This is a genomic window from Nioella sp., assembly GCF_965215655.1.
Classification (GTDB): domain Bacteria; phylum Pseudomonadota; class Alphaproteobacteria; order Rhodobacterales; family Rhodobacteraceae; genus Nioella.
Genome location: NZ_OZ244111.1, coordinates 2039981 through 2062436, shown reverse-complemented (window position 1 = coordinate 2062436; position 22456 = coordinate 2039981). Strand labels below are relative to the sequence as shown.

Below are 22456 nucleotides of genomic sequence, written 5' to 3'. Positions count from 1 at the left end.
CTACCAGATTTTGCGGTCGGGTGGATCCTCTGCCCAACATATGAGGCTTTTCCGGGTGAGTACCCCTGCGCAGAGTGATGCGGATTCCCCACTGATGCGGTTGCTGGCCCTGCGTCAGCAGCGCCGTCTGCGCACGATCGGCACATTCGCGCTGGTCCTGCTTGGCCCGGTTCTGGCGGTTGCGACCTTCCTTGTCATGGGCCCGCTCGGGCAGGTGGTCGCCTCTCCCTCGCTGCGTCTGGTGCTGCTGGCGGACCTTGTCTACACGCTGGTCGTGGCGGCACTGGTGCTCTATCGCGTGGCCAAGATGATCGCCGCACGCCGCGCGCAATCGGCGGGGTCGCGGCTGCACTTGCGGCTGACGGGCGTCTTCGTGCTGCTGGCCCTGCTGCCGACGGTGGCGGTGGCCATTTTCGCCACGATCACCGTGAATATGGGGCTGGAGGGCTGGTTCTCCGACCGGGTGCGCAACGCGCTCGGCCATTCGGTGGACGCCGCCCATGCCTATCAGGAGGAGCATCGTGACGACCTGACCGAAGACGCGATTGCGCTTGCCGCCTTCCTGAACCTCAATCGCCGCGCCACACCGTTTCTGGCCGATGGCGACCTGCGTCAGTTGCTCAGCCAGGGGCAGGGGGCGATTCAGCGCGGGTTGAGAGAGGCCTTCGTCATCGACGGCGGCGGCGAGATCCGTGCACGGGGCGAACGCAGCTATCTGTTCGATTATGAACGCCCGTCCGCCGAGGATCTGACCGCCGCAGCGGAAGGCGATGTCATCCTGATCGAGGATCGGGCAACCAATGAATTCCGTGCCCTTGTGCGCCTGACTGCCTTTGCCGACCGCTATCTCTATGTCAGCCGAGAGGTGGACGGTCAGATCATTGCGCTGCTGGATGAAACGCAGGCGACCGTGGGCCTCTATCGCCAGTTGGAAAGCGAGCGGGGGCAGTTCCTGTTCCAGTTCGGCCTGATCTACCTTGGTTTTGCCGTCATCCTGATCCTTGCCGCGATCTGGCTTGGGCTGTGGTTCGCCGAACGGCTGGCTCGCCCGGTCGGGCGGCTGGCGGGGGCCGCGCAGCGGGTCGGTGTGGGCGATCTGGATGTGCGGGTTCTGGAGGAGCCGGGCGATGACGAGATTGCCATGCTGGGACGCCTGTTCAACCAGATGACCCGGCAGTTGAAGGGGCAGCGCGAAGCGTTGATCGAACAGCACGACCAGACAGAAGAGCGTCGCCGCCAGTTCGACTCCGTGCTGTCCTCGGTGACTTCAGGGGTGATCGGGCTCGACGCAGATGGCCGGGTCGATTTCATGAACCGGTCCGCCATTCGTCTGCTGGATCTCGTGGAACAGCGCGATCTTGGGATCAGCCTTGCGGTGGCCGTTCCTGAATACGAGGCTTTGTTTGCAAGGCTGCGCGACCGGGCCGCCCCGGTGGTGCAGGAAGAGATCAAGGTCACACGCCGGGGCAAGGCGGAAAGCCTGCTGGTGCGCATGTCGGTGCGGTTGGATGAGGATGGCGATCTGGAAGGCTACGTGGTGGCCTTCGACGATGTGACCGACCTGGTCAGCGCGCAGCGGATGGCCGCCTGGGGCGACGTGGCGCGCCGCATCGCGCATGAGATCAAGAACCCGCTGACCCCCATCCAGTTGAGCGCCGAACGGGTGCGGCGCAAGTTCAGCAAGCTGTTGGAGGAGGCCGATGCGGAGCAGTTGGGGCAATTGACCGATGTGATCGTGCGCCAGACCAACGACCTGCGCCGCATTGTCGATGAATTCTCCAAATTCGCGCGGATGCCGGAACCCGAACGCCAGCCAGAGGACATGTCGCGGCTGTTGTCCGATGCGGTTCTGCTGCAAAAGGCGGGCCAGCCCGGCACCCGCTTTGTCACGGATATTCCCGAGGGGCCCATTCTGGCCGACCTGGATGCCACCATGATCGGACAAGCGCTGACGAACCTGATCAAGAACGGCGGGGAAGCCATTGAATCCTTGCAGGAAAAAGGTGCGCCCGAGGGGCATGAGCCGGAAATTCGCGTGGTGATGACGTTGCAGCCGGAGACGGTGGAAATCACCATCAGCGACAACGGGATCGGCCTGCCACCCGACCGGGCGCGGCTGTTTGAACCTTACGTAACGACGCGGGAAAAAGGCACCGGCCTGGGCCTGCCGATCGTCAAGAAAATCATCGAGGAACATGGCGGGTCACTGGACCTGCTGGATGCGGAGCCGTTTCAGGACGACGCGCATCCGGGTGCAATGGCACGGATCATCCTGCCACGCCTGCCCGAGAGCGAAGGAGACGCGACATGAGTGATATTCTGGTTGTCGACGACGAGCGCGATATCCGAGAGCTGATCTGTGACATCCTGCAGGATGAGGGCTTCTCGACTCGCATGGCGTCGAACTCCGACGAATGCATGGCCGAGCTGAACAAGGAGCCGCCGGGGATGATGATCCTCGATATCTGGCTCAAGGACAGCAATATGGACGGGATCGACATCCTGTCCCATGTCAAGCGCGACAACCCCGATGTGCCGGTGGTGATCATCTCGGGCCACGGGAACATCGAAATCGCGGTGGCCGCGATCAAACAGGGCGCGTTCGACTTCATCGAGAAGCCCTTCAATATCGACCAGCTTCTGGTGGTGATCCGCCGCGCGATGGAGGTGAGCCGCCTTCGGCGCGAGAACTCGGCGCTGCGCCGTCAGGATGGCCGCTCGGACGAGATGATCGGGGCGGGCGCGGCTTTCAAGACGTTGAAATCTCAGCTCGACAAGGTCACCAAGTCGAACGGCCGCGTGATGCTGACTGGCGGGCCGGGATCGGGCAAGGAGGTCTCTGCCCGCTACATCCACGCGCAATCCGACCGGGCCAATGCCCCTTTCGTGACGGTCAGTTCCGCCTCGGTATCGCCGGAGCATATGGAAGAGGTTCTGTTCGGCCGCGAAAGCCCGGAACGCGGGGTGGAACAGGGGCTGCTGGAGCAGGCCCATGGCGGGGTGATCTTCTTTGACGAGATCGCCGATATGCCGCTTGGCACCCAGTCCAAGATCCTGCGGGTGCTGGTGGATCAGAGCTTTACCCGCGTCGGCGGCACCTCGAAGGTGCGGGTCGATCTGCGGGTCATCTCCTCCACCACGCGCGACCTGAAGGTCGAAATCGCGGCGGGAACTTTCCGCGAGGAGCTGTACCACAGGCTGAACGTCGTGCCGATTGATGTGCCGAGCCTGGAAGAGAGGCGCGAAGACATTCCCGATCTGGCCCGCCATTTCATCGAGCGGTTCAACCGCGAACAGGGCCTGCCGCTGCGCGATCTCGGGCAGGATGCCGAGGCGATGCTGCAAACCATGCGCTGGCCCGGCAATATCCGGGAATTGCGCAACATGATCGAACGGGTGCTGATCCTGGGTGACGGCACCGGCCCGATCGAGGCGCGCGACCTGCCGGGGCAGGGGGCTGTTGCCAGCGAGGACGAGCAGATCGCCCTGTCGCCCGGCCTGACCACGCTGCCCCTGCGCGAGGCGCGGGAGCTTTTCGAACGGCACTACCTGATGGCCCAGATCAACCGGTTTGGCGGCAATATCAGCCGCACCGCGAATTTCGTCGGCATGGAGCGCAGCGCGCTGCACCGCAAGCTTAAATCGCTCGGGGTCGTGACCACCAACCGGGCCGGGGCCCGGGTGGCTCAGGTGGGGGACACAGAGCAGTGATCCTGCTTAGGGGTTCACGATCATCGACGCGCCACCGCTGCGCACGACGCAGGTGTCGTCGGTCAAGGGCGCCATGATGGTCGAGGCGCGGACGGTCTGATCCGAAGAACAAATCGGCAGGCTGACCCGCGCATAGCCGCGCCCGCCCATGCAGCCGGCAATGGCGCGCCGACGCAGATCCTCGTTCACGTCTTCGGAATAGGGGTCGCCGCCTTCCCAATAGCCTTCGCTGGTGACACAGTTTCCGGCGGCATCGCAGGTCGTTTGACCGGGGTGGAAAATGCGGGGTGTGTAGAGCGTGACGATGCTGGGGGGATAGGCGGTTACCGCCTCGGCTTCGCATATCGCAATATCGCGGTCGCGATCGGCAACCGAGCGGCCCTCGGCATAATACTCGGTCACGTTGCAGGCGGCGAGGGTCAGGAAAGTCAGGGCAAATGCAGCGGGGCGGATCATGGCGGCCTCAGGTCTTTGAAATTAATGGGCAGATCATAGCCGGAATCCCCGTCCGCGCCAGAGGATCTGGCCGGGTCTGACAATTGACGGCTGCGCCCGTCTCTGCCATGCAGAAGGCCCGGCCGCAGCGCGGTCAGACGAGGACGGGCAAGGGCCGATGAAGATCATCATTTGCGGGGCAGGTCAGGTAGGCTGGCAAATCGCGCGTCACCTTTCCGGCGAAAACAACGACGTCACCGTGGTGGACAACAATCCCGAACTGGTGCGCCGGGCGACAGATACGCTCGACGTTCAGGGGATCACCGGGTTCGCGTCCTACCCCGATGTGCTGGACAAGGCGGGCGCGCGGGATGCTGATATGATCATCGCCGCCACCTTCTCGGACGAGGTCAACATGGTCACCTGCCAGGTGGCCCATTCGATCTTTGCCGTGCCGCGCAAGATCGCCCGTCTGCGTGCGCAGAGCTATCTGACGGCGGTTTATTCCGACCTCTACCGGCGCGAACACTTGCCTGTCGACGTGGTGATCAGCCCCGAACGCGAGGTCGCCAAGGCGGCGCTGCGCAGGCTCGCCTCGCCTTCAACCTTCGACACGGAATATTTCCTGGGCGGCGAGGCGCTCTTGATGGGCATCCGGCTGGATGACGATTGCCCGGTCGTGAACACGCCGCTGAAGCAACTGTCCGAGCTCTTCTCCACCCTGCGCGCGATCGTTGTTGGCGTGCGCCGCGGCGGGACGCTGTTCGCGCCCGATCCGGGCGACCAGCTGTTCGCGGGCGATGAGATCTATGTCTTCACCCATGACAATGACGCCGCCCGCACGCTGGAGATTTTCGGCAAGCCCGTGCACCGGCAGGAACGGGTCGTGATCATCGGGGGCGGCAATGTCGGCCTTGCGGTGGCGCAGGAGCTGGAGAAATCCTCCACCCGCATCCGCGCCCGCGTGATCGAGAAAAGCCGGGAACAGGCCGAACGTGCCGCCGACGCGCTGAGCCGCACCATCGTGCTGCATGGCGACGGGCTGGATATCGAGATCCTGCGCGAGGCCGGGGTGGAACGCGCCGATGCAGTGCTGTGTGTATCCGATGACGACAAGACCAACCTGCTGGCCTCGGTGCGCGCCAAGGCGGCAGGGGCGGGCATGGCGATTGCGCTGGTCAATGACCCGACCATGGTGCAGATGATGGATGCGCTCGGGATCGACGCCTATGTGAACCCGCGCGCCACCACCGTCAGTTCCATCCTGCGCCATATTCGACAGGGCCGGGTGCGCGGGGTCTATTCCATCGGCGATGCCGAGGCCGAGGTGATCGAGGCGCAGGTTCTGTCTACCTCGCCCATTGCCGGACGCGAGCTGCGCGATATCGACATCCCCGAGGGTGCGCTGATCGGCGCGGTGCGCAAACGTGACAAGGTGATCCGCCCGACCGGGTCCACCCGGATCGAGGAGGGCGACACGGTGGCGATCTTCGCGCTGTCCAAGGATGTGCCCGCGGTCGAGGCCCTGCTGCGCGTCTCGGTCGATTTCTTCTGAGCCATGGGCGCGTATCTTTCCAGAATGCCGCTGCTGGTCCTGCTGGTCGGGATCTGCGCCCTGGCCATGCTGGTGCCCGCCGCCGTCGCGATGATCGAGGAAGACTTTCGCACCGGGCGCAGTTTCTTCTACTCGGCGCTGCTGTTTTTCATCCTGACCGTGGTTCTGGGCTTCGCCACGCAAGGGCTGAAGCCGGTGACAAGCGCGCGAAGCCACCTGGCGGGGCTGGCGCTGGCCTATCTGTTCCTGCCTGCGATTCTTGCGGTTCCACTGGCAGATGCCATTGGAAACACGCGGTATTTCAACGCCTATTTCGAGATGCTTTCCTGCCTGACCACCACCGGCGCGACGCTGTTCGATCCAGCCCGGCTCGGGGATGGGGAACATCTGTGGCGGGCGCTTGTGGGCTGGCTTGGCGGGCTGCTGGTCTGGGTTACCGCGATGGCGGTGATGGCGCCGCTGAACCTTGGCGGGTTCGAGGTGTCTTCGGAATCGAAGGGGCGGCAGGTGGTGTCCAGCGGTGCGCAGATGCAGGCCGCCGCGCCTGCGGTTCGCCTGCGGCGCGCGGTTCTGTTTCTGGCCCCGACCTATGCCGGGCTGACATCGCTGCTGTGGTTGCTGCAGGTGCTTGCGGGGGAAAGCGATCTGACGGCGCTGGCCCATGCCATGGCGGTGATGTCCACATCCGGCATTTCGCCCGAAGGCTCTCTGAATGCCCAACCCGGCGGCTTTCTGTCGGAACTGGTGATCTTCTTTTTCTTCCTCTTCGCGCTGACCCGGCACAGTTTTGCCGATCGTGTTTCACCCGAAACACCGCGCATGCTGTTTCACGACCGGGAATTGCGTCTGGCCGCCTATGTGGTGATTGCCCTGACCGGGCTGTTCTTCCTGCGCCACTGGATCGGCGCGTTGGAGATCGAGGCCGGTGTCGAGGGGCGCTCGGCGCTGACGGCGCTTTGGGGAAGTCTGTTCACCATCACCTCTTTCGTGACCACGACCGGCTTCGTGTCCGACTACTGGGCCGAAGCGCGGGGCTGGTCGGGCCTGCCGACGCCGGGGCTGCTGCTGGTCGGGCTGGCACTGATGGGGGGCGGGGCCGCGACCACGGCGGGCGGGATCAAGCTGATCCGGGTCTATGCGCTCTACAAGCATGGTGCGCGGGAATTGGGCAAGCTGACCCATCCCCACTCGGTGGCCGCGGGCGGGCGCATGGGGCGGCGCATCCGGCGCGAGGGCGCCTATATCGCCTGGGTGTTCTTCATGCTGTTCATCCTGTCGACCGCCGCGATCATGCTGGCCCTGTCGATGACCGGGCTGGATTTCGAGGACTCCTTCGTGCTGGCCGCCGCCGCACTGTCGACGACCGGCCCGCTGGCGGCGTTTGGCGGAGAGCAGCCGATCGTCTACGCGGCCCTCAGCGATCCGGCTAAAATGGTGCTGATGGGGGCGATGATCCTCGGACGGCTTGAAACGCTGGCCTTGATCGCCCTATTCAATCCCGGTTTCTGGCGAATCTAGGCCGAATTGCTGCCTTTGCAGCATTCCAAGGCCAAGTTGCGGGAATCGGGGTGGAAATCCGCGAAAAACATGCACATACTCAGAAACAGGTTTTCATCGCGTTCCGCAATAAGGGACGGTAACAAAGAATAAGGCAAGGTTCCCGATGGCCGAAAGCAAGCAGAATCTGCAGGATGCGTTCCTGAACCATGTTCGCAAGACCAAGGTTCCGGTAACGGTTTTCTTGATCAATGGCGTCAAGTTGCAGGGCGTTATCACCTGGTTTGACAATTTTTGCGTGCTGTTGCGCCGCGACGGGCAATCGCAGCTTGTCTACAAGCATGCGATTTCCACCGTGATGCCTGCGCAGCCCATCAATCTCTATGACGGGGAAGAGTGAGCGCACCTGACCTGCACGGGACCGGCAAACCCGGCCCGACCCGCGCCATTGTCCTGCATCCCGATATCAAATCGGACCGCGACCGCCGTGACGCAGGGCCCGCGCTGCAAGAGGCCGTGGCCCTAGCCGCCGCCTTGCCGGATCTGGACGTCGTCGATGCCGAGGTCGTGCGCCTTCCCAAGGCGCAGCCGGGTCTTCTGTTCGGAACCGGCAAGATCGCCGAACTGAAGGCGAAGATCCACGCATCCGAGGCCGAACTTGTATTGGTCGACGGTCATGTGACCCCTGTTCAGCAAAGAAACCTTGAAAAGGAATGGGGCGTGAAGCTCCTCGACCGGACCGGCCTGATCCTTGAAATCTTCGCCGATCGCGCCCGCACGAGGGAAGGCGTCTTGCAGGTCGAACTGGCGGCGCTGTCCTATCAGCGGACCCGGCTGGTCCGGGCCTGGACCCACCTTGAACGCCAGCGCGGCGGGCTTGGCTTTGTCGGTGGCCCCGGTGAAACCCAGATCGAGGCCGACCGTCGTGCCATTGACGAGGCGGTGACGCGGATCAAGCGGCAGCTTGGAAAAGTGGTGAAAACCCGCGCCCTGCACCGGGCATCGCGCAAGAAGGTGCCGTATCCGGTCGTCGCGCTCGTCGGCTATACCAACGCGGGAAAGTCCACCCTGTTCAACCGGTTGACCGGGGCGGAGGTGCTGGCCAAGGACATGCTGTTCGCCACGCTCGACCCGACGATGCGCGCCGTGGAACTGCCCGACGGCACCGAGATCATCCTGTCGGATACTGTTGGCTTCATCTCGGACCTGCCGACCCAGCTCGTGGCCGCCTTCCGTGCCACCCTGGAAGAGGTGCTCGATGCCGATCTGGTGCTGCATGTGCGCGACGTGGCCCATGCGGGAACCGAGGAACAGGCCGCCGATGTGGCGGCGATCCTGACCGATCTGGGGGTCGACCAGAACACCCCGATGATCGAGATCTGGAACAAGATCGACCTGCTGCCGCCCGAGCGTCAGGATGAGCTACGCGCCGCCGCTGCCCGGCGAGAGGACGTTGTCGCCCTTTCGGCCCTGACCGGGGACGGGCTGGAGGCATTCCTGGAGGCGGTGACCAGCCATCTTTCGCCGCCACGGTTTTCCTCGGTGGTGGAACTGCCCTATTCTGCGGGTCGCGCGCGGGCCTGGCTGTTCGAAGAGGGCGTCGTGGAAGCCGAGAGCCAGGGTGAAGAGGGCTATCGGTTCGACGTGTTGTGGACTGCACGGCAGAAAAAGGCCTTTCACGCGCTGCCGCGCAGCTAGGCCGCAAGGCTTGGGCGGGGCGTCTGTGCTGAGCCGGAAGAACAGGGGACCGGACCATGGGGTTCTTTTCAGACTACATCCCGCGCTCGGGCGACAAGCTGCTGACGAAATGGGCGCATTACTTCGAGATCTATGAACGGGAACTGACCCGCTTTCGCGCCAGACCCGTGACATTCATGGAAATCGGTGTGTTCCGGGGCGGATCGCTGCCGATGTGGAAAGAGTTCTTCGCACCCGGATCGACCCTCGTCTTCATCGACATAGACCCAGACTGCAAAGCCCATGAAATCGAAGGCACCCATGTGGAGATCGGCAGTCAGGGCGACCCGGCGTTTCTGGCATCGCTTGCGGACAGATACGGTCCCTTCGACGTCATATTGGACGATGGCAGCCATCTGTGCCCGCACCAGATCGCCTCTTTCGAGGCGTTATGGCCGCATCTGACCGACCGGGGCGTGTACATGGTGGAGGATTGCCACAGCTCCTATTGGCCGGGCTTCGGTGGCGGATACCGGAACGAGGCGAGCTTTATCGAGTACAGCAAACGCCTGATCGACCGGATGCATTCCTGGTACACCGATCAGGACGCGCTGTTTCCCTTCGATGACATGGCGCGACACCTGAACAGCGTGCGGTTCTATGACAGCATTGTCGTGTGCGAGAAGCTGGACAAGCAGCAGCCGCCGACCTCGCTGGCCATTCGGAACGGGAAGGTCGAGCCATCCCGTAAGGCGCTGACCCTGCGCAACCGCAGCTCTGTCTTTGCGAACAAGGATGGGCGCTAGGCATCAGGGTCGGCGCTGAACCTCTTGCAGCACAAAGACCCGGATGGCCGAGGCCAGACCGCTTTCCATGCCCCGAGCGGCGTCCACCATTGCGGCCAGTTCGTTGATGGACAGGCCGCGTGCCTCTGCGATGCGGCGGAATTCCTGCCAGAACGGCTCCTCCAGCGAAACGCTGGTGCGGTGACCGTGCAGGGTAAGCGAGCGTTTGACAGGGCGCGAGGGCATGGCCGTATTTGGCACGATACCGCGGGTCAGGAAACCCTTTGCAGCAATGGCGCCTCCCATGGGCGCAGGGCCGGGCGCGCGGCGGTATAGTGCGCCATCCGGTCGCCAATGGCCCGCGCAAGGTCCGACCGGGTGCGGGGATCCATCATCGCCATGGTGCGGAACGCGGGTTGAAAGCTTTCGGTCTGCATCCCTTCGCAGAACAGCAATTCATGCCGGTCGAGCAAAAGATGCACATAGCTGACGGGCCGGGCCGAACGATCTACGACCACGCGGGAGCCATCCACCAGGCCCTTGGCAGGCGCGAGCATCTCCTCGTCATGGAACAGCAGTGCCGCATCGCCAAGGCAGAACCGGTGCTGCGGCGAAACGCGGATATCGCGGGCCGGGCGTCCGGGCCCGAAGGCATCCTTGCGGATCAGAACGGGGTGCAGATCACCTGCCACCCGTTTCAGCCCCGCAATATCGCTGCGTCCGATCCAGCGCAGGGGTTGTGGGCCATTATCGGCGGTCAGCAACATGTCACCGGGGCGCAAAGCCGCGACAGGCACCTGCCCGCGCGGCGTGTCAATGCGGCAATCGGGGGTGAAGCAGACGACCTCGTCATAGTCGATGCCGTCGGTATCAGACCATCCGCCCGAAAAACACCTGATCGTGCTGCCCTCGTCAAAGGCGGAGTCAGCCTGCGGGATCAGATAGTAACCGTCCGATGTGTAACTGTAGACAATTTCCTCGGTGTGGACGTGCCCGTCGCTATCCTCGAACCGTGTCTCGATCGTGCCGGACCACTGGATCGAATGGCCAACACCGTCAATCGAGACCATCTCGGCGCTGCCGGTGTCCTGCCCGTACCAATCGAGCTGATCGTCATCATCGGTGACGGTGAAGTCGACCGAATCCGAGTATTGCGTGAACCCAGCCCATTTATAGGCCGTCATTTCATATGTCGGCATCGCGAATCCCCCAAGCGCGGCATTGGGGTAACTGTCGGATAAAGGGCTTGAGAAAGCGTTTACGTGTCCGCGTCGTCTTGGCTGCGATGCGCGTCCAGATCGCGACGTGCCTTGTCGCGGCGGGCGGTGTCCAACGATTTCTCCGCCTTCGTCCGTCCGTATTTCACGGCGTTTTCATCGGCACGGGCCTTGCGTTCGGCCCGCGCCTTTTCCTTCCGGAACCGGTTCAGGTTGACCGGCTCGGCCATTACGCCTTGGGGCCGATCATCTGTTCGGGGCGCACCACGGCCTCGAAGGTTTCCTCGTCCACGAAGCCAAGCGCGATGGCCTCTTCCTTCAAGGTCGTGCCGTTCTTATGCGCGGTCTTGGCGACCTTGGTGGCATTGTCATAGCCGATGGTGGGCGCCAGCGCCGTCACCAGCATGAGCGATTCTTTCATCAGCTTGTCGATGCGCGGCTCATTGGCCTGAATGCCCATCAGCATCCTCTCGGTGAAACTGTCAGCCGCATCGCCAAGAAGCTGGATGGATTGCAACAGGTTATAGGCCATCATCGGGTTGTAGACGTTGAGCTCGAAATGCCCCTGGCTGCCTGCGAACTTGATCGCCGCGTCATTGCCCATCACGTGCGCGGCCACCTGCGTCAGCGCCTCGGCCTGCGTCGGGTTGACCTTGCCCGGCATGATCGAGCTGCCCGGCTCATTCTCCGGCAGGATCAACTCGCCAAGACCCGACCGCGGGCCGGAGCCAAGCAGGCGGATGTCATTGGCGATCTTGTAGCAGCTGCCCGCGACGGTGGCCAAAGCGCCCGACATGAAGACCATCGCGTCATGGGCGGCAAGTGCTTCGAACTTGTTGGGGGCGGTCACGAAGGGCAGGCCGGTGATCTCGGCCATGTGACCGGCAACGGCGCTGTCCCAGCCGACTTGCGTGTTCAGCCCGGTGCCCACTGCGGTGCCGCCTTGCGCCAGTTCGTATATGCCGGGCAGGCAGGCCTCCACGCGCGCAATGCCCTGCCGGATCTGGTGGGCGTAGCCGGAAAACTCCTGGCCGAGCGTCAGCGGGGTCGCGTCCTGGGTATGGGTGCGGCCGATCTTGATGATGTCCTTGAATTCCTCGGCCTTGGCCTCCAGCCCTGCCAGCAGCTTGTTCAGCCCCGGCAGCAGCACGTCCCGCACGCTCATCGCGGTGGCGATATGCATAGCGGTCGGGAAGGTGTCGTTGGAGCTTTGCCCCATGTTGCAATGGTCGTTCGGGTGGACAGGGTCTTTGGAGCCGATGACGCCGCCGAGGATTTCGATCGCACGGTTGGCGATCACCTCGTTGGAATTCATGTTGGACTGGGTGCCGGACCCGGTCTGCCAGACGACCAGTGGGAAGTTGTCGTCGAACTTGCCCTCGATGACCTCACCCGCCGCCTGGATGATCGCATCGGCCAGTTTTGCGTCCAGCTTGCCGGTGGATTTGTTCTCCATCGCGCAGGCCTTCTTGATCACGCCTAGCGCGCGCACGATGGCAACGGGCTGCTTTTCCCAACCGATGGGGAAGTTCATGATCGAGCGCTGCGTCTGCGCCCCCCAGTACTTGTCGGCGGGAACTTCGAGCGGACCGAAGCTGTCGGTCTCGGTGCGGGTTGCGGTCATGGATTGGCCTCCTGCGAATGCGTTGCGACAGGCTATAAGGCGCAAGCGACACGGGGGCAATCATCGCTGCGCGATGTTGGCGCAATCAGCCGCAGGTCACAGCATTTACAGGCGATAGCCCCCTGAAACGGTCAGCACTTCGCCGGTGATGGCGTTTGCCGCGTCGCTGGAAAGAAAACGGACCGCCGAGGCAATGTCCTCGGGCCGCGCCAGGCGGCCAAGGGCGGTTTCCTTGACGAAGAGCGCGGTCAGCTCGTCGGGGCGCGGATCCTCGGGAATATTGACCGCCCCCGGCGCAACGGCATTGACGCGGATGCCGCGCGGACCGAGGTCTTTCGCCATCCCACGGGTCCAAAGGTTGAGCGCCGCCTTGCTGGCCCCGTAGATCGCGGCCCCCATCGGGGGCAGCACCGCGTTGACGGAGGAGATATTCACGATGGCCGCCCCCGGTTTCAAATGGGGCAGGGCAGCGGTCAGAAGCGCGTCGGGCGCCAGCAGGTTCACGGCGAGGATGCTTCGCAGGGCAGCGGCGTCATGCGTATCGACAGGAGAGGGAGCGACCTGACCTGCGTTATTCACAATGACATCAAGCCGCCCAAACCGCTTGATGATCTGCGCAACCACGTCGTCCGCCGCGCCCGGTTCCGTCAGATCGCTTTGAAGGGCGAGGATGCTGTCCGGCAGATCCTCGGGCTGCGTGGACAGCCAGATGATCGCAACATCGTGGTCCTGTGCAAAATCGCCCGCAATCGCCTTGCCAATACCGCGCGCGCCGCCGGTGATCAATGTTGTTCGTTTCAACCTGCCACTCCCCCGATTGTTTCCAAACGCTACGAAACCCGCAGCAAGAGTGCAATGAAATGAAGGTGTTGAGAGGTATGACTTCGCGCAAGAAGGTTCGTTCGCAAGCTAATGCTATACTGCGACATGCAACAACAGCGAGGCCAGATCCATGATCATGCGTATTTTCCAGGTGCTTATTCGACCGGGCAGGGAAGCGGAGTTTGCCAAGTTCTTCCATGAAACCGCGATCCCTCTGATGAAATCCACAGACGGGATCGTTCAAGTTCTGCCGGGTGCGGCGCGGGCCGAAAGCCCCCGTGAATTCAGTTTCGTCATGGTCTGGCGCGATCTAGACGCGCTGAAGGTCTTCGTGGGGGAGGATTATACGAGCCCGCATATCGCGCCGGACGAGGCGGAACTCGTCGAAGCCCGTACCATCAAGCACTACGATTTGGTGGAAACCTGACACGCTATGCGCTCGGGCAGGCGAAGCGGTAGACGCGGGCGGGGGGCAGGTTGCCCCAGATCTTGCGGCTGGTGGTCCAGGTCAGGCCCATGGCAGCGCGGATCTCGGCTTTGACGGGCGGTTTGGGCCCGTAGGTGAACTGGATATAGGTGCCCGTTGGTCCCACTTGCCTGAACGTGCCGCTCAAGATCGCGGATTGCAGATCATAGGGCATCGACAGCAGCGGCAGGCCCGACACCACCGCCTGCGCGCCCTCAACGGGCAATTCGCCCACGTCGCCTGCCGACATCTGGTAGACATTCAGCCCCGGGAAATCGGCGCGCAGCCGGTCGCAGAAGACCGGGTTCATCTCGATGGAATGGATTTTTTCCGCCGGAATGCCCCGGTCGATGATCGCCTGCGTGATCCGGCCCGTGCCTGCCCCCAACTCGATGACCGGCCCGCCCTCAGGGTCCAGCGTCGCCGCCATCTCCGCCGAAAGCGCACGGGAGGAGGGCGCCAGCGCCACCACCTGATGGGGTTTCTTCAGAAGCTGCGCAAGGAAAAGACCAAGATCGCCGGACATGGGACACCTTCAGGAATATGCTTTCCCGCGCCATAAGCCACGCCCCGCGGTCCCGCGCAAGGGACAAGGACGCGCGTCATCAAAGCGTCATGGCCTCAGTGGTTCTTGCGAAAGGTGTCCAGCCGCACGACCTCGGCATCGTGATGCGGTTCGTGCCCGGTCTCATCCTCTGCCGCATCATCGCCGGGCGGTTCGTCGTCGGGATCCTCCTCGACCTGGGTCTCGAACCGCAGGCCGAACTCCACCGAGGGGTCGACGAAGGTCAGGATGGAATCGAAGGGAATGCGCAGCGGCTCCGGGTTGTCGCCGAAATTCAGCGTGACCCAGAACCCGTCATCATCTACCCGCAGATCGTCGAACCAGTGCTGGATCACGATTGTCATTTCGCCCGGATAGCGATCATGAAGCCAGGGGGCGATGTCAACATCGGGGTGGCGCGTGTCGAAGGTGATGAAAAAGTGGTGCTCGCCGGGCAGGCCGGTTTCCGCCACGCCTTCCAGAACGGACTGTATCAGGCTCCGCATGGCGCGGTGCATAAGGCGTCCATAGGCAATCGTTTCGGAAGGTTCGTCAGTCATCCACAGCATCCCGGTCCAGTTGGCTCTACCATAGAAGATTCGGGGCCGATGAAAAGATGCGGAAGACGCAAGCGGCCCGGCGCTCGGCTGCAATCTGTTGGCAGAACATGCGGGCCGTCGACATTTTTCACACCCGATCCGTGCCTTTGCCCTAAAATCACCAAGATAGGGGGGCAGTCTGACGGTCAATCAACATGCGAAAAAAGCTGGATAAAAGCTGTCATGACCCGAGCAGACACGACCCCCGCCATAGGGGAAAACGATATCGCCATCGTCGGGATGGCCGCGCATCTTCCGGGGGCGGAGGATGTGCAGGCCTATTGGCGTAACCTGCGCGACGGGATCGAATCCATCCGGCGGCTCAGCCGAGAGGATCTGCTGGCAGCGGGCGAGGCGCCGCATCTCATCGACCGCCCCGACTACGTGCCCGCCGCCGCCGTGCTGGACGGGTTCGAACGGTTTGACGCCGACTTCTTCGGGCTCTCGCCGAAAGAGGCCGCGATCATGGATCCGCAGCATCGCCAGTTCCTGGAAGTGGCCTGGGAAGCAATGGAGCAGGCGGGCCATGTCCCCGATAATTTCGATGGAAACATAGGGGTTTACGCGGGCTGCGGCATGGGCAGCTATTTCTATTTCAACGTCTGTTCCAACCGCGATCTAGTGGATCAGACCGGCATGTTCCTGTTGCGCCATACTGGCAACGACAAGGATTTCTTGGCCACGCGGGTGAGCCATATCTTCGATTTGCACGGGCCGTCGATAAACATGCAGACAGCCTGTTCCACCTCGCTTGTGGCGACGCACTATGCCTGCCAGGCGCTTTTGATGGGGGAATGCGACATGGCGTTGGCCGGTGGCGTGACCATCGAGCTGCCGCATGCACGCGGCTACCTGTTCAAAGAGGGCGAAATCCTGTCGCCCGATGGCCATTGCCACGCGTTCGACCACCGCGCGCAAGGCACGGTCTTTGGCTCCGGCGCGGGCTGCGTGGTGCTGCGTCGCGCGGCGGACGCCATTGCGGATGGAGACCATATTTGGGCCATAATCAAGGGCTCGGCAGTGAACAATGATGGCGCCGATAAGGCGGGCTATCTGGCGCCCTCCGTCGGTGGGCAGGCCGAGGCGATTGCAGAGGCGCAGGCGCTGGCCGGGGTAAGCGCCGAAACGGTGGATTACGTGGAATGTCACGGCACCGGCACCTATCTGGGCGATCCCATCGAGGTCGCGGCGCTGACTGATGCTTTCCGCCGGACGACGAATGCCGTGGGCACCTGCCGGATCGGGTCCGTCAAGACCAATATCGGGCACTTGGATACGGCGGCGGGTGTGGCCAGCCTGATCAAGGCCTCGCTCGCGCTGCATCACAAACAGATTCCGCCTTCGCTCGGCTACGAAAAACCGAACCCTGCCATTGGATTTGACGGCTCGCCTTTTCTGGTCAATGACCGGCTGACCGACTGGCCCCGTACCGATCATCCGGCGCGGGCAGGGGTGAACTCGCTCGGTGTGGGTGGCACCAATGCCCATGTGGTGCTGGAGGAGGCGCCCGCGCGCGCGGCCTCGGAACAGTCCGATTTCCCCTTCCAGTTGCTCTGCCTCTCTGCACGCGGGAAATCCGCGCTGGAGGGCAATGCAGAGAGACTGGCCAACCATCTGGAGGCCAAACCCAGTGAAGACCTCGCCGATGTGGCCTGGACCCTAAAGGAAGGCCGCCGCGCCTTTGAACGGCGTCGCGTGGTTGTGGCCGAAACGCCCGAAGACGCCGCCGACGCGCTGCTCGAGAACGATCCGCGCCGGGTGTTTACGCATACAGTGGTCAGCGACAGCCCCGAGATCACCTTCATGTTCCCCGGCGGCGGCGCACAATATGCGGGCATGGCGCGTGACCTTTACGAGACCGAACCGGTCTTCGCCGACTGGATGGATCGCGGGCTTGCGGTTCTGGAACCGAAGCTCGATTTCGACATTCGTGCCCTGTGGCTGCCGGAGCCGGGCGACGAGGACGCCGCGAATGAGCGGCTGAAAACACCCTCCGTCCAGCTGCCGCTGATCATGATCGTGGAATATGCGCTGGCGCAGCTCTGGATCAGCTGGGGCGTCGCGCCCAAGGCGCTCATCGGTCATTCCATGGGCGAAAACACCGCTGCCTGCCTTGCTGGCGTGATGTCCTTTGAAGATTGCATCGGGCTCGTGCACCTGCGCGGGCAGTTGATGGATTCGGTCGAACCGGGCGGGATGCTGTCGGTGGCCCTCAGCCCCGAGGCACTGGCCCCCTATCTGGGTGAAAACCTTGATCTGGCCGTGGTGAACGGCCCTGAACTGACGGTTGCCTCCGGCGCTGACGCCTCTTTGGACCGGTTGGCGGAGCGCCTCAAGGCCGAGGATATCCATTGTCAGCGCATCGCCATCAATATCGCGGCCCATTCGCGGCTGCTCGACCCCATTCTGGAACGTTTCGGGGACTACCTGCGGTCGATTGACCTGCATGCCCCGCAAATCCCGGTGATCTCCAACCGCACGGGCCAGATCCTGACAGATGCCGAGGCGACAGACCCTGACTACTGGGTCAACCACCTGCGCGGCGCGGTGCGCTTTGCTGACGGATTGACCACGCTGGCGGAAAACCCGCAACGCGTCTACTTAGAGGTCGGTCCCGGCAAGGCATTGACCTCGCTCGCCGGGCAACATCCCGAGATCGACGCCAACCAAGTCATCAACTCCCTTCGTCACTCAGATGACGCCACGGCGGATGATGCCTATTTCCTGGCCACGCTTGGCCGCATCTGGGCCGTTGGCGGCCAATTCGACTGGGGCCAGTACTGGGGCGATGCACGCAGGAACCGCGTTGTCCTGCCCACCTATGCTTTCCAGAAAAGCCCCTATTTCATAGAACGCGCCGAACCTAAAGTGGAGGCCGCGAGTGATTGGCTGATGCGCGAGGAGGATCCGGCGCAATGGGGCTGGAAACCCGTCTGGCGGCCCACCTACGCGCCCTGCGAGGTGGATGTTGCGGGCGATCTGTCTGACGCTGCGCGCGACATTTGGCTGATCTTTGCGGATGAGACCGGCGTCGCCGCCACATTGGCCGATCGGTTGCGCGGCGCTGGCCATTCCGTGACTCTGGTCACCCCCGGCGATGCCTTCGCGCGCACGAAATCGGGCTTTGTCCTGCCGCCCGAGAGGGGCCGGGAGGGCTATGATCAACTTCTTCGCGCGCTGGCCGAGGAGGGCAAGCTTCCCACCCGCATCGCGCATCTGTGGTTGCTGACTCAAGGGGAACAGCACCGTCCCGGATCGAGCTTCTTCCACCGGATGCAGGAACAGGGGTTCTGGTCGCTCTTCTACCTTGCGCAGGCCTGGGCCGATGAAGGGCAGGGGCCGCTGCATATCGACGTGGTCACGAACGGCACCGCGCAAGTGCGGGCCGAGGCGCTGCCGTACCCGTCGAAATCCACGATCATCGGGCCTGCGAGGGTGATCCCACGCGAATTCCCCGGTGTGTCCGTCGCCGTGCTGGACGTGGACCGGCCTGACCCCGCGCCGGTGTTGGAGGAACTGCTGTCGGACCCCGAAAGCCGAGTCGCCGCGATCCGCGCGGGCAAGCGTTTCGAACAGGGCTGGAAGCGCGTAGAGCTGCCCGAGGCTGACACGCTCGATATCCGCGAAGGCGCAACCGTGCTGCTGACGGGTGGCTATGGCGGCATCGGCACGAGCGTGGCTGAAGACCTGATCCGCCGCCACAGGGCGAGGATTGTCCTTGTCTCCCGCACCGGCCTGCCGCCCCGCGACCGTTGGCAGAGCCTGCTGAAAAACGCGGCCCCGACCGACCGCACCGCCGCCCGCATACGAGCCGTCGAACGGCTGGAGCAGGCCGGGGGGGAGGTTCTGCCATTGGCCGCCGATGTGTCCAATGTCGAGGAAATGCGCGCCGCCGTGGCCGAGGCCGAGGCGCGGTTCGGTCCCATCAATGGCGTGATCCACGCGGCGGGCGTCATCGACGACGCGCCCATTCTTGCGAAATCAGCGATCAGTATCGAAGAGGTCTTCACGCCGAAGATCCACGGCACGCAGGTGCTCGATACGCTCTTTCCCGATGGCACGCTTGACTGGATGGTTCTGTTCTCCTCCAGCTCCACCGCGACAGCTCCCGCGGGGCAGGTTGATTATGTGGCGGCCAACGACTACCTCAACGCCTTTGCCAAATCGCGCAGCGGTGGCAAGACGCGGGTGCTGGCGATCGACTGGGGCATCTGGTCGGGCGTGGGCATGGCCGCCGAGGCGATGCAGGCGCGCGAGGCCGAACCGCCCGCGCCGGTGCCTGTCACGCTGCCCCTGCTGGATACCGCAGGATTCGACGCCGACGGCAATCGCCGGTTCGAGGCCCGGTGGCGGCCTGAAAGCCGGTGGGTGCTGGACCAGCACCGGACCAAGGCGGGCGACGCGCTGCTGCCCGGCACCGGCTATCTGGAACTGGTGGCCGAGGCGCTGGAGGGGCAGGGCGAGGACCGCCCTTTCGAAATCCGCGACCTATGGTTCCTGCGCCCCTTGCGCACCGAAGATGGCCAGACCACCCGCATCCGCCTGACCCTGCCGCGCAGCGATCAGGGCTATGAACTTCGGGTCGAAAGCGCGCCCGAGGGCGCGGGGTGGGACGTGAATGCCGAGGCGGATGTCCGCCTTCTGCCAATGGACCCGCCCGCGCCGCTGGATATTGCTGCGCTGGAGGCTCAGATGGGTGAGCCGACCCGAGCCGAGCCGGGCCAAAGCCTCACCTCCCCGCAGGAGGTGCATCTTCGCTTTGGCCCCGGTTGGCGCGTGCTGCGCGAAACCCGTCTGGGGCAGGGCGTGGGGCTCGCGCGTCTGTCGCTCGACCGCCATGACGCCCGCTGGCGCCTGCCGCCGGGGCTGGTGGATCTTGCCACCGGTTGGGCGATGGACCTGATCGAGGGCTACCGCCCCGATGCGCTGTGGGTGCCGGTCAACTATGCCTCGGTGAAGGTCTTCCGGGCGTTGCCGTCCGAAGTGGTCTCATACGTCCGCAACGCCGGTGACAACCACGCGTCTGACCAGACCGCGAGCTTCGACATCACCCTCGCGGCCCCCGATGGCACTGTCTGCGTGGACATCACGGGCTTCACCATCCGCCGCCTCGTGGGCGACATCGCATTTGCCGCTGCGCCCGCCAAACAGGCAGAGGCGGACGGCCCGCGCCCCCTGTCACCCGCTGAAGAGCGCCTGCGCCACAACATCGCGCAGGGCATCCGCCCCGAAGAGGGCGCGGAGGCGTTCCTGAAGGCCTTGGCCAGCCCGCTGCCGCAGGTGCTGATTTCCTCGCTCGACCTTGACGCGCTGATCGCGCAGGCGGGGACCGAGACCGAGGACGCGCAGGCAAGCCATGGCTTTGAACGGCCGGATCTGGACAGCGACTTCGTGGACCCCGAAGGGCCCATCGAAGAAACGCTCGCGGGCTTCTGGCGGGACCTTCTGGGCGTTGCGCAAGTCGGGGCGGAGGACAGTTTCTTCGATCTTGGCGGACATTCCCTGATTGCCGTGCGTCTGTTTGCGATGGTCAAGAAGACCTGGGCGGTGGAGTTCCCCATTTCGGTCCTGTTCGAGGCCCCCACGATCCGCAAGATCGCCGGTCTGGTCGAGGCACAGGGGATCAGCGCCGATCCTGCCGAGGACGCCCCGAAACGCGAAGAACCTGCCCGCCGCTTCACGCATCTTGTCCCGATGCATCAGGGTGAAGGCGGGTCGAAAACGCCCTTCTTCCTTGTCGCGGGCATGTTCGGCAACGTGCTGAACCTGCGCCACCTTGCGCATCTTCTGGGCCATGACCGGCCCTTCTACGGGATGCAGGCCAGGGGGTTGTTCGGAAAGGATGAGCCGCATCGTTCGGTGAAGGAAGCGTCACGCGACTACATCGCCGAGATCCGGCAGGTACAGCCGCATGGGCCATATATGCTCGGCGGGTTCTCGGGGGGTGGCATCACCGCCTATGAAATCGCACAGCAGCTGACCGCAGCGGGCGAGGAGGTGGCCGCGCTCATCATGCTCGACACGCCCCTGCCACAACGCCGGGAACTGACGCGCGCCGACCGCATCGCCATCCAGATGCAGGAGTTGAAGGCAGGCGGCTTTGCTTACCCGTTTACATGGCTTGCCCGCCGCATCCGGTGGGAATTCGCCAAGCGGCGCCAGAAGCAGGACGATGCGGGTGAGAGCCCTGTGTTCCACAATGCGGCGATCGAGGCGGCCTTCCTCGAATCCGTCGCCGGGTATCATCTGCAACCGTGGCACGGGCCGCTGACGCTCTTCCGTCCGCCATTGGTGGGCAAGTGGCAAGTGGGCGAAGGGCAGTTGGTGAATTCCGAGCGTAGCTATGTGACCCATGACAACGACTGGTCGGAATGGGCGCCGGAATTGCAGGTCTTCGAAGTGCCGGGCGACCACGATTCCATGGTGCTGGAACCCAATGTGCGGGTGCTGGCCGCCCGCATGGGCAAGGTGATCGACGCCGCCGACCGCGCGAAGCTCGTCGCCCAAGCCTGGGAGGGAAGCCATGCCGCCGAGTGATCCCAGGCTGCTCACCGTGTTGCTCAACTGGCGCACCGCCGACATGACCCTGCGCGCCGCCGAAACCGCGCTGCGGGAAATGGAGGGCATCAGTGGCGAGTTGGTGATCGTCGACAACGATTCCCGCGATGGATCCTTCGAGACGATGACCCGCGTGGTCGAGGACCGCGCCTGGCCCCGCACCCGCGTGATCGACGCAGGCCGCAATGGCGGCTTCGGCGCGGGCAACAATGTGGGCATTCGCGCGGGCCTGTCTGACGGCAGCCGCCCGGACTACGTCTATATCCTGAACTCCGACGCGTTCCCCGATCCGGGCGCGATCCGCGCGCTTCTGGATCACATGCAGGCCCATCCCGAGGTCGGATTCGCGGGCAGCTACATCCACGGACCGGAGGGCGATCCGCACCTGACCACCTTCCGCTTTCCCTCGATCGCGAGCGAATTCGAAGGGGCCGTGCGCCTTGGCCCGGTCAGTCGATGGCTGCGCAACCGGGCGGTTCCTGTGCAGATCCCGGAGCAGACCACGCGGGTTGACTGGCTGGCGGGCGCGAGCCTGATGATGCGGATGGAGGTGCTGGATGAGATCGGCCTCTTCGATGAGACCTTCTTTCTCTATTTCGAGGAAACCGACCTTTGTCATCGCGCGAAGAGCGCCGGGTATCCAACAGATTTCGTTCGTGAAAGTTCCGTTACTCATATCGGGTCGGCTTCGACCGGCATGAAGGAATGGCAGGAGGTTCCGGGCTACTGGTTCGACTCCCGCCGTCACTATTTTGAAAAGACCCATGGCCGGGCCTATGCGCGCCTGGCCACGGCGGCCCATGTCGCGGGCGGACTGCTGCACCGTCTGCGCTGCCTGCTGACGGGCCGCAAACCCGCCGATCCGCCGCGCTTCCTGCGTAGCCTGGTTTCCCACGAATTCACTGTGCCCCGGACCGGGGCCACGCGCAGCGGCAAACGCGCCGCCCGCATGACCGGAGGTTGATC

General features: G+C 63.8%; 18 protein-coding genes. 10 read left to right on the top strand and 8 right to left on the bottom strand.

What is annotated here, in order from left to right; translation table 11 throughout:
* Nucleotides 1-94: 94 nt before the first annotated feature.
* Complete coding sequence (locus ACOOEX_RS10280; protein ID WP_420398294.1) at nucleotides 95-2311, top strand: ATP-binding protein; 2217 nt, start codon at nucleotides 95-97, stop codon at nucleotides 2309-2311.
* Nucleotides 2308-3711: a sigma-54-dependent transcriptional regulator gene (locus ACOOEX_RS10275; RefSeq protein WP_420398293.1), complete on the top strand. Its 1404-nt coding sequence runs from the start codon at nucleotides 2308-2310 to the stop codon at nucleotides 3709-3711. Before ACOOEX_RS10280 ends, ACOOEX_RS10275 begins: the two co-directional genes overlap by 4 nt.
* A gap of 6 nt (nucleotides 3712-3717) precedes the next feature.
* Here ACOOEX_RS10275 and ACOOEX_RS10270 read toward each other — a convergent pair whose 3' ends face one another.
* Nucleotides 3718-4167 carry a hypothetical protein gene (locus ACOOEX_RS10270; RefSeq protein WP_420398292.1) on the bottom strand — a complete coding sequence of 150 codons (450 nt, stop codon included), beginning with the start codon at nucleotides 4165-4167 and terminating at the stop codon, nucleotides 3718-3720.
* Nucleotides 4168-4324: 157 nt separating this feature from the next.
* Between ACOOEX_RS10270 and trkA the strand changes: the two genes are divergently transcribed.
* The 5 genes from trkA (at nucleotide 4325) to ACOOEX_RS10245 (ending at nucleotide 9681) form a co-directional block, all read left to right on the top strand.
* Nucleotides 4325-5701 carry a Trk system potassium transporter TrkA gene (gene trkA, locus ACOOEX_RS10265; RefSeq protein ID WP_306044257.1) on the top strand — a complete coding sequence of 459 codons (1377 nt, stop codon included), beginning with the start codon at nucleotides 4325-4327 and terminating at the stop codon, nucleotides 5699-5701.
* A gap of 24 nt (nucleotides 5702-5725) precedes the next feature.
* Nucleotides 5726-7219, top strand: a complete 1494-nt coding sequence (locus ACOOEX_RS10260) for a TrkH family potassium uptake protein (protein ID WP_420398291.1) — start codon at nucleotides 5726-5728, stop codon at nucleotides 7217-7219.
* Nucleotides 7220-7364: 145 nt separating this feature from the next.
* Nucleotides 7365-7598 carry an RNA chaperone Hfq gene (gene hfq, locus ACOOEX_RS10255; RefSeq protein WP_071689997.1) on the top strand — a complete coding sequence of 78 codons (234 nt, stop codon included), beginning with the start codon at nucleotides 7365-7367 and terminating at the stop codon, nucleotides 7596-7598.
* The gene (gene hflX, locus ACOOEX_RS10250; protein WP_420398290.1) at nucleotides 7595-8896 is read left to right on the top strand and encodes a GTPase HflX; all 1302 of its coding nucleotides are present in this window, start codon (nucleotides 7595-7597) and stop codon (nucleotides 8894-8896) included. Before hfq ends, hflX begins: the two co-directional genes overlap by 4 nt.
* A 56-nt stretch (nucleotides 8897-8952) precedes the next feature.
* The gene (locus tag ACOOEX_RS10245; RefSeq protein WP_420398289.1) at nucleotides 8953-9681 is read left to right on the top strand and encodes a class I SAM-dependent methyltransferase; all 729 of its coding nucleotides are present in this window, start codon (nucleotides 8953-8955) and stop codon (nucleotides 9679-9681) included.
* 3 nt (nucleotides 9682-9684) lie between these two features.
* On the opposite strand, the gene ACOOEX_RS10240 is transcribed toward ACOOEX_RS10245, so the two are convergent.
* From ACOOEX_RS10240 to ACOOEX_RS10220, 5 genes are all read right to left on the bottom strand, one after another.
* The gene (locus tag ACOOEX_RS10240; RefSeq protein WP_420398288.1) at nucleotides 9685-9906 is read right to left on the bottom strand and encodes a ribbon-helix-helix domain-containing protein; all 222 of its coding nucleotides are present in this window, start codon (nucleotides 9904-9906) and stop codon (nucleotides 9685-9687) included.
* 26 nt (nucleotides 9907-9932) lie between these two features.
* Complete coding sequence (locus tag ACOOEX_RS10235; protein ID WP_420398287.1) at nucleotides 9933-10859, bottom strand: Hint domain-containing protein; 927 nt, start codon at nucleotides 10857-10859, stop codon at nucleotides 9933-9935.
* Between the two features lie 59 nt (nucleotides 10860-10918).
* On the bottom strand, nucleotides 10919-11107 hold the full coding sequence (locus tag ACOOEX_RS10230) for a DUF4169 family protein (RefSeq protein ID WP_420398286.1): 189 nt from the start codon (nucleotides 11105-11107) through the stop codon (nucleotides 10919-10921).
* On the bottom strand, nucleotides 11107-12501 hold the full coding sequence (gene fumC / locus ACOOEX_RS10225) for a class II fumarate hydratase (RefSeq protein ID WP_420398285.1): 1395 nt from the start codon (nucleotides 12499-12501) through the stop codon (nucleotides 11107-11109). Before fumC ends, ACOOEX_RS10230 begins: the two co-directional genes overlap by 1 nt.
* 105 nt (nucleotides 12502-12606) lie before the next feature.
* On the bottom strand, nucleotides 12607-13302 hold the full coding sequence (locus ACOOEX_RS10220) for an SDR family NAD(P)-dependent oxidoreductase (RefSeq protein WP_420398284.1): 696 nt from the start codon (nucleotides 13300-13302) through the stop codon (nucleotides 12607-12609).
* A 151-nt stretch (nucleotides 13303-13453) separates the two neighbouring features.
* On the opposite strand from ACOOEX_RS10220, the gene ACOOEX_RS10215 reads away from it, so the two are divergent.
* Nucleotides 13454-13750, top strand: a complete 297-nt coding sequence (locus ACOOEX_RS10215) for an antibiotic biosynthesis monooxygenase family protein (RefSeq protein WP_420398283.1) — start codon at nucleotides 13454-13456, stop codon at nucleotides 13748-13750.
* A gap of 4 nt (nucleotides 13751-13754) precedes the next feature.
* Here ACOOEX_RS10215 and ACOOEX_RS10210 read toward each other — a convergent pair whose 3' ends face one another.
* On the bottom strand, nucleotides 13755-14315 hold the full coding sequence (locus ACOOEX_RS10210; protein ID WP_420398282.1) for a class I SAM-dependent methyltransferase: 561 nt from the start codon (nucleotides 14313-14315) through the stop codon (nucleotides 13755-13757).
* 95 nt (nucleotides 14316-14410) lie between these two features.
* Nucleotides 14411-14893 carry an SspB family protein gene (locus ACOOEX_RS10205; RefSeq protein WP_306044248.1) on the bottom strand — a complete coding sequence of 161 codons (483 nt, stop codon included), beginning with the start codon at nucleotides 14891-14893 and terminating at the stop codon, nucleotides 14411-14413.
* Nucleotides 14894-15115: 222 nt separating this feature from the next.
* Here ACOOEX_RS10205 and ACOOEX_RS10200 point away from each other — a divergent pair, with 222 nt between their 5' ends.
* Both ACOOEX_RS10200 and ACOOEX_RS10195 read left to right on the top strand, forming a co-directional pair.
* Nucleotides 15116-21469 (top strand): type I polyketide synthase, encoded by a 6354-nt coding sequence (locus tag ACOOEX_RS10200; RefSeq protein ID WP_420398281.1) that lies wholly within the window; start codon nucleotides 15116-15118, stop codon nucleotides 21467-21469.
* Nucleotides 21456-22454 carry a glycosyltransferase family 2 protein gene (locus tag ACOOEX_RS10195; RefSeq protein WP_420398280.1) on the top strand — a complete coding sequence of 333 codons (999 nt, stop codon included), beginning with the start codon at nucleotides 21456-21458 and terminating at the stop codon, nucleotides 22452-22454. Before ACOOEX_RS10200 ends, ACOOEX_RS10195 begins: the two co-directional genes overlap by 14 nt.
* The last annotated feature ends 2 nt before the right edge of the window (nucleotides 22455-22456 follow it).

What these genes read in the sequence shown, in the direction of transcription:
- ACOOEX_RS10195 (WP_420398280.1), top strand. Translation starts at nt 21,456, where the DNA reads ATGCCGCCGAGTGATCCCAGGCTGCTCACCGTGTTGCTCAACTGGCGC.
- trkA (WP_306044257.1), top strand. Translation starts at nt 4,325, where the DNA reads ATGAAGATCATCATTTGCGGGGCAGGTCAGGTAGGCTGGCAAATCGCG.
- ACOOEX_RS10200 (WP_420398281.1), top strand. Translation starts at nt 15,116, where the DNA reads ATGACCCGAGCAGACACGACCCCCGCCATAGGGGAAAACGATATCGCC.
- ACOOEX_RS10235 (WP_420398287.1), bottom strand. Translation starts at nt 10,859, where the DNA reads ATGCCGACATATGAAATGACGGCCTATAAATGGGCTGGGTTCACGCAA.
- ACOOEX_RS10245 (WP_420398289.1), top strand. Translation starts at nt 8,953, where the DNA reads ATGGGGTTCTTTTCAGACTACATCCCGCGCTCGGGCGACAAGCTGCTG.
- ACOOEX_RS10205 (WP_306044248.1), bottom strand. Translation starts at nt 14,893, where the DNA reads ATGACTGACGAACCTTCCGAAACGATTGCCTATGGACGCCTTATGCAC.
- ACOOEX_RS10215 (WP_420398283.1), top strand. Translation starts at nt 13,454, where the DNA reads ATGATCATGCGTATTTTCCAGGTGCTTATTCGACCGGGCAGGGAAGCG.
- hfq (WP_071689997.1), top strand. Translation starts at nt 7,365, where the DNA reads ATGGCCGAAAGCAAGCAGAATCTGCAGGATGCGTTCCTGAACCATGTT.
- ACOOEX_RS10230 (WP_420398286.1), bottom strand. Translation starts at nt 11,107, where the DNA reads ATGGCCGAGCCGGTCAACCTGAACCGGTTCCGGAAGGAAAAGGCGCGG.
- ACOOEX_RS10210 (WP_420398282.1), bottom strand. Translation starts at nt 14,315, where the DNA reads ATGTCCGGCGATCTTGGTCTTTTCCTTGCGCAGCTTCTGAAGAAACCC.
- ACOOEX_RS10275 (WP_420398293.1), top strand. Translation starts at nt 2,308, where the DNA reads ATGAGTGATATTCTGGTTGTCGACGACGAGCGCGATATCCGAGAGCTG.
- ACOOEX_RS10240 (WP_420398288.1), bottom strand. Translation starts at nt 9,906, where the DNA reads ATGCCCTCGCGCCCTGTCAAACGCTCGCTTACCCTGCACGGTCACCGC.
- ACOOEX_RS10270 (WP_420398292.1), bottom strand. Translation starts at nt 4,167, where the DNA reads ATGATCCGCCCCGCTGCATTTGCCCTGACTTTCCTGACCCTCGCCGCC.
- fumC (WP_420398285.1), bottom strand. Translation starts at nt 12,501, where the DNA reads ATGACCGCAACCCGCACCGAGACCGACAGCTTCGGTCCGCTCGAAGTT.
- ACOOEX_RS10280 (WP_420398294.1), top strand. Translation starts at nt 95, where the DNA reads ATGCGGTTGCTGGCCCTGCGTCAGCAGCGCCGTCTGCGCACGATCGGC.
- ACOOEX_RS10260 (WP_420398291.1), top strand. Translation starts at nt 5,726, where the DNA reads ATGCCGCTGCTGGTCCTGCTGGTCGGGATCTGCGCCCTGGCCATGCTG.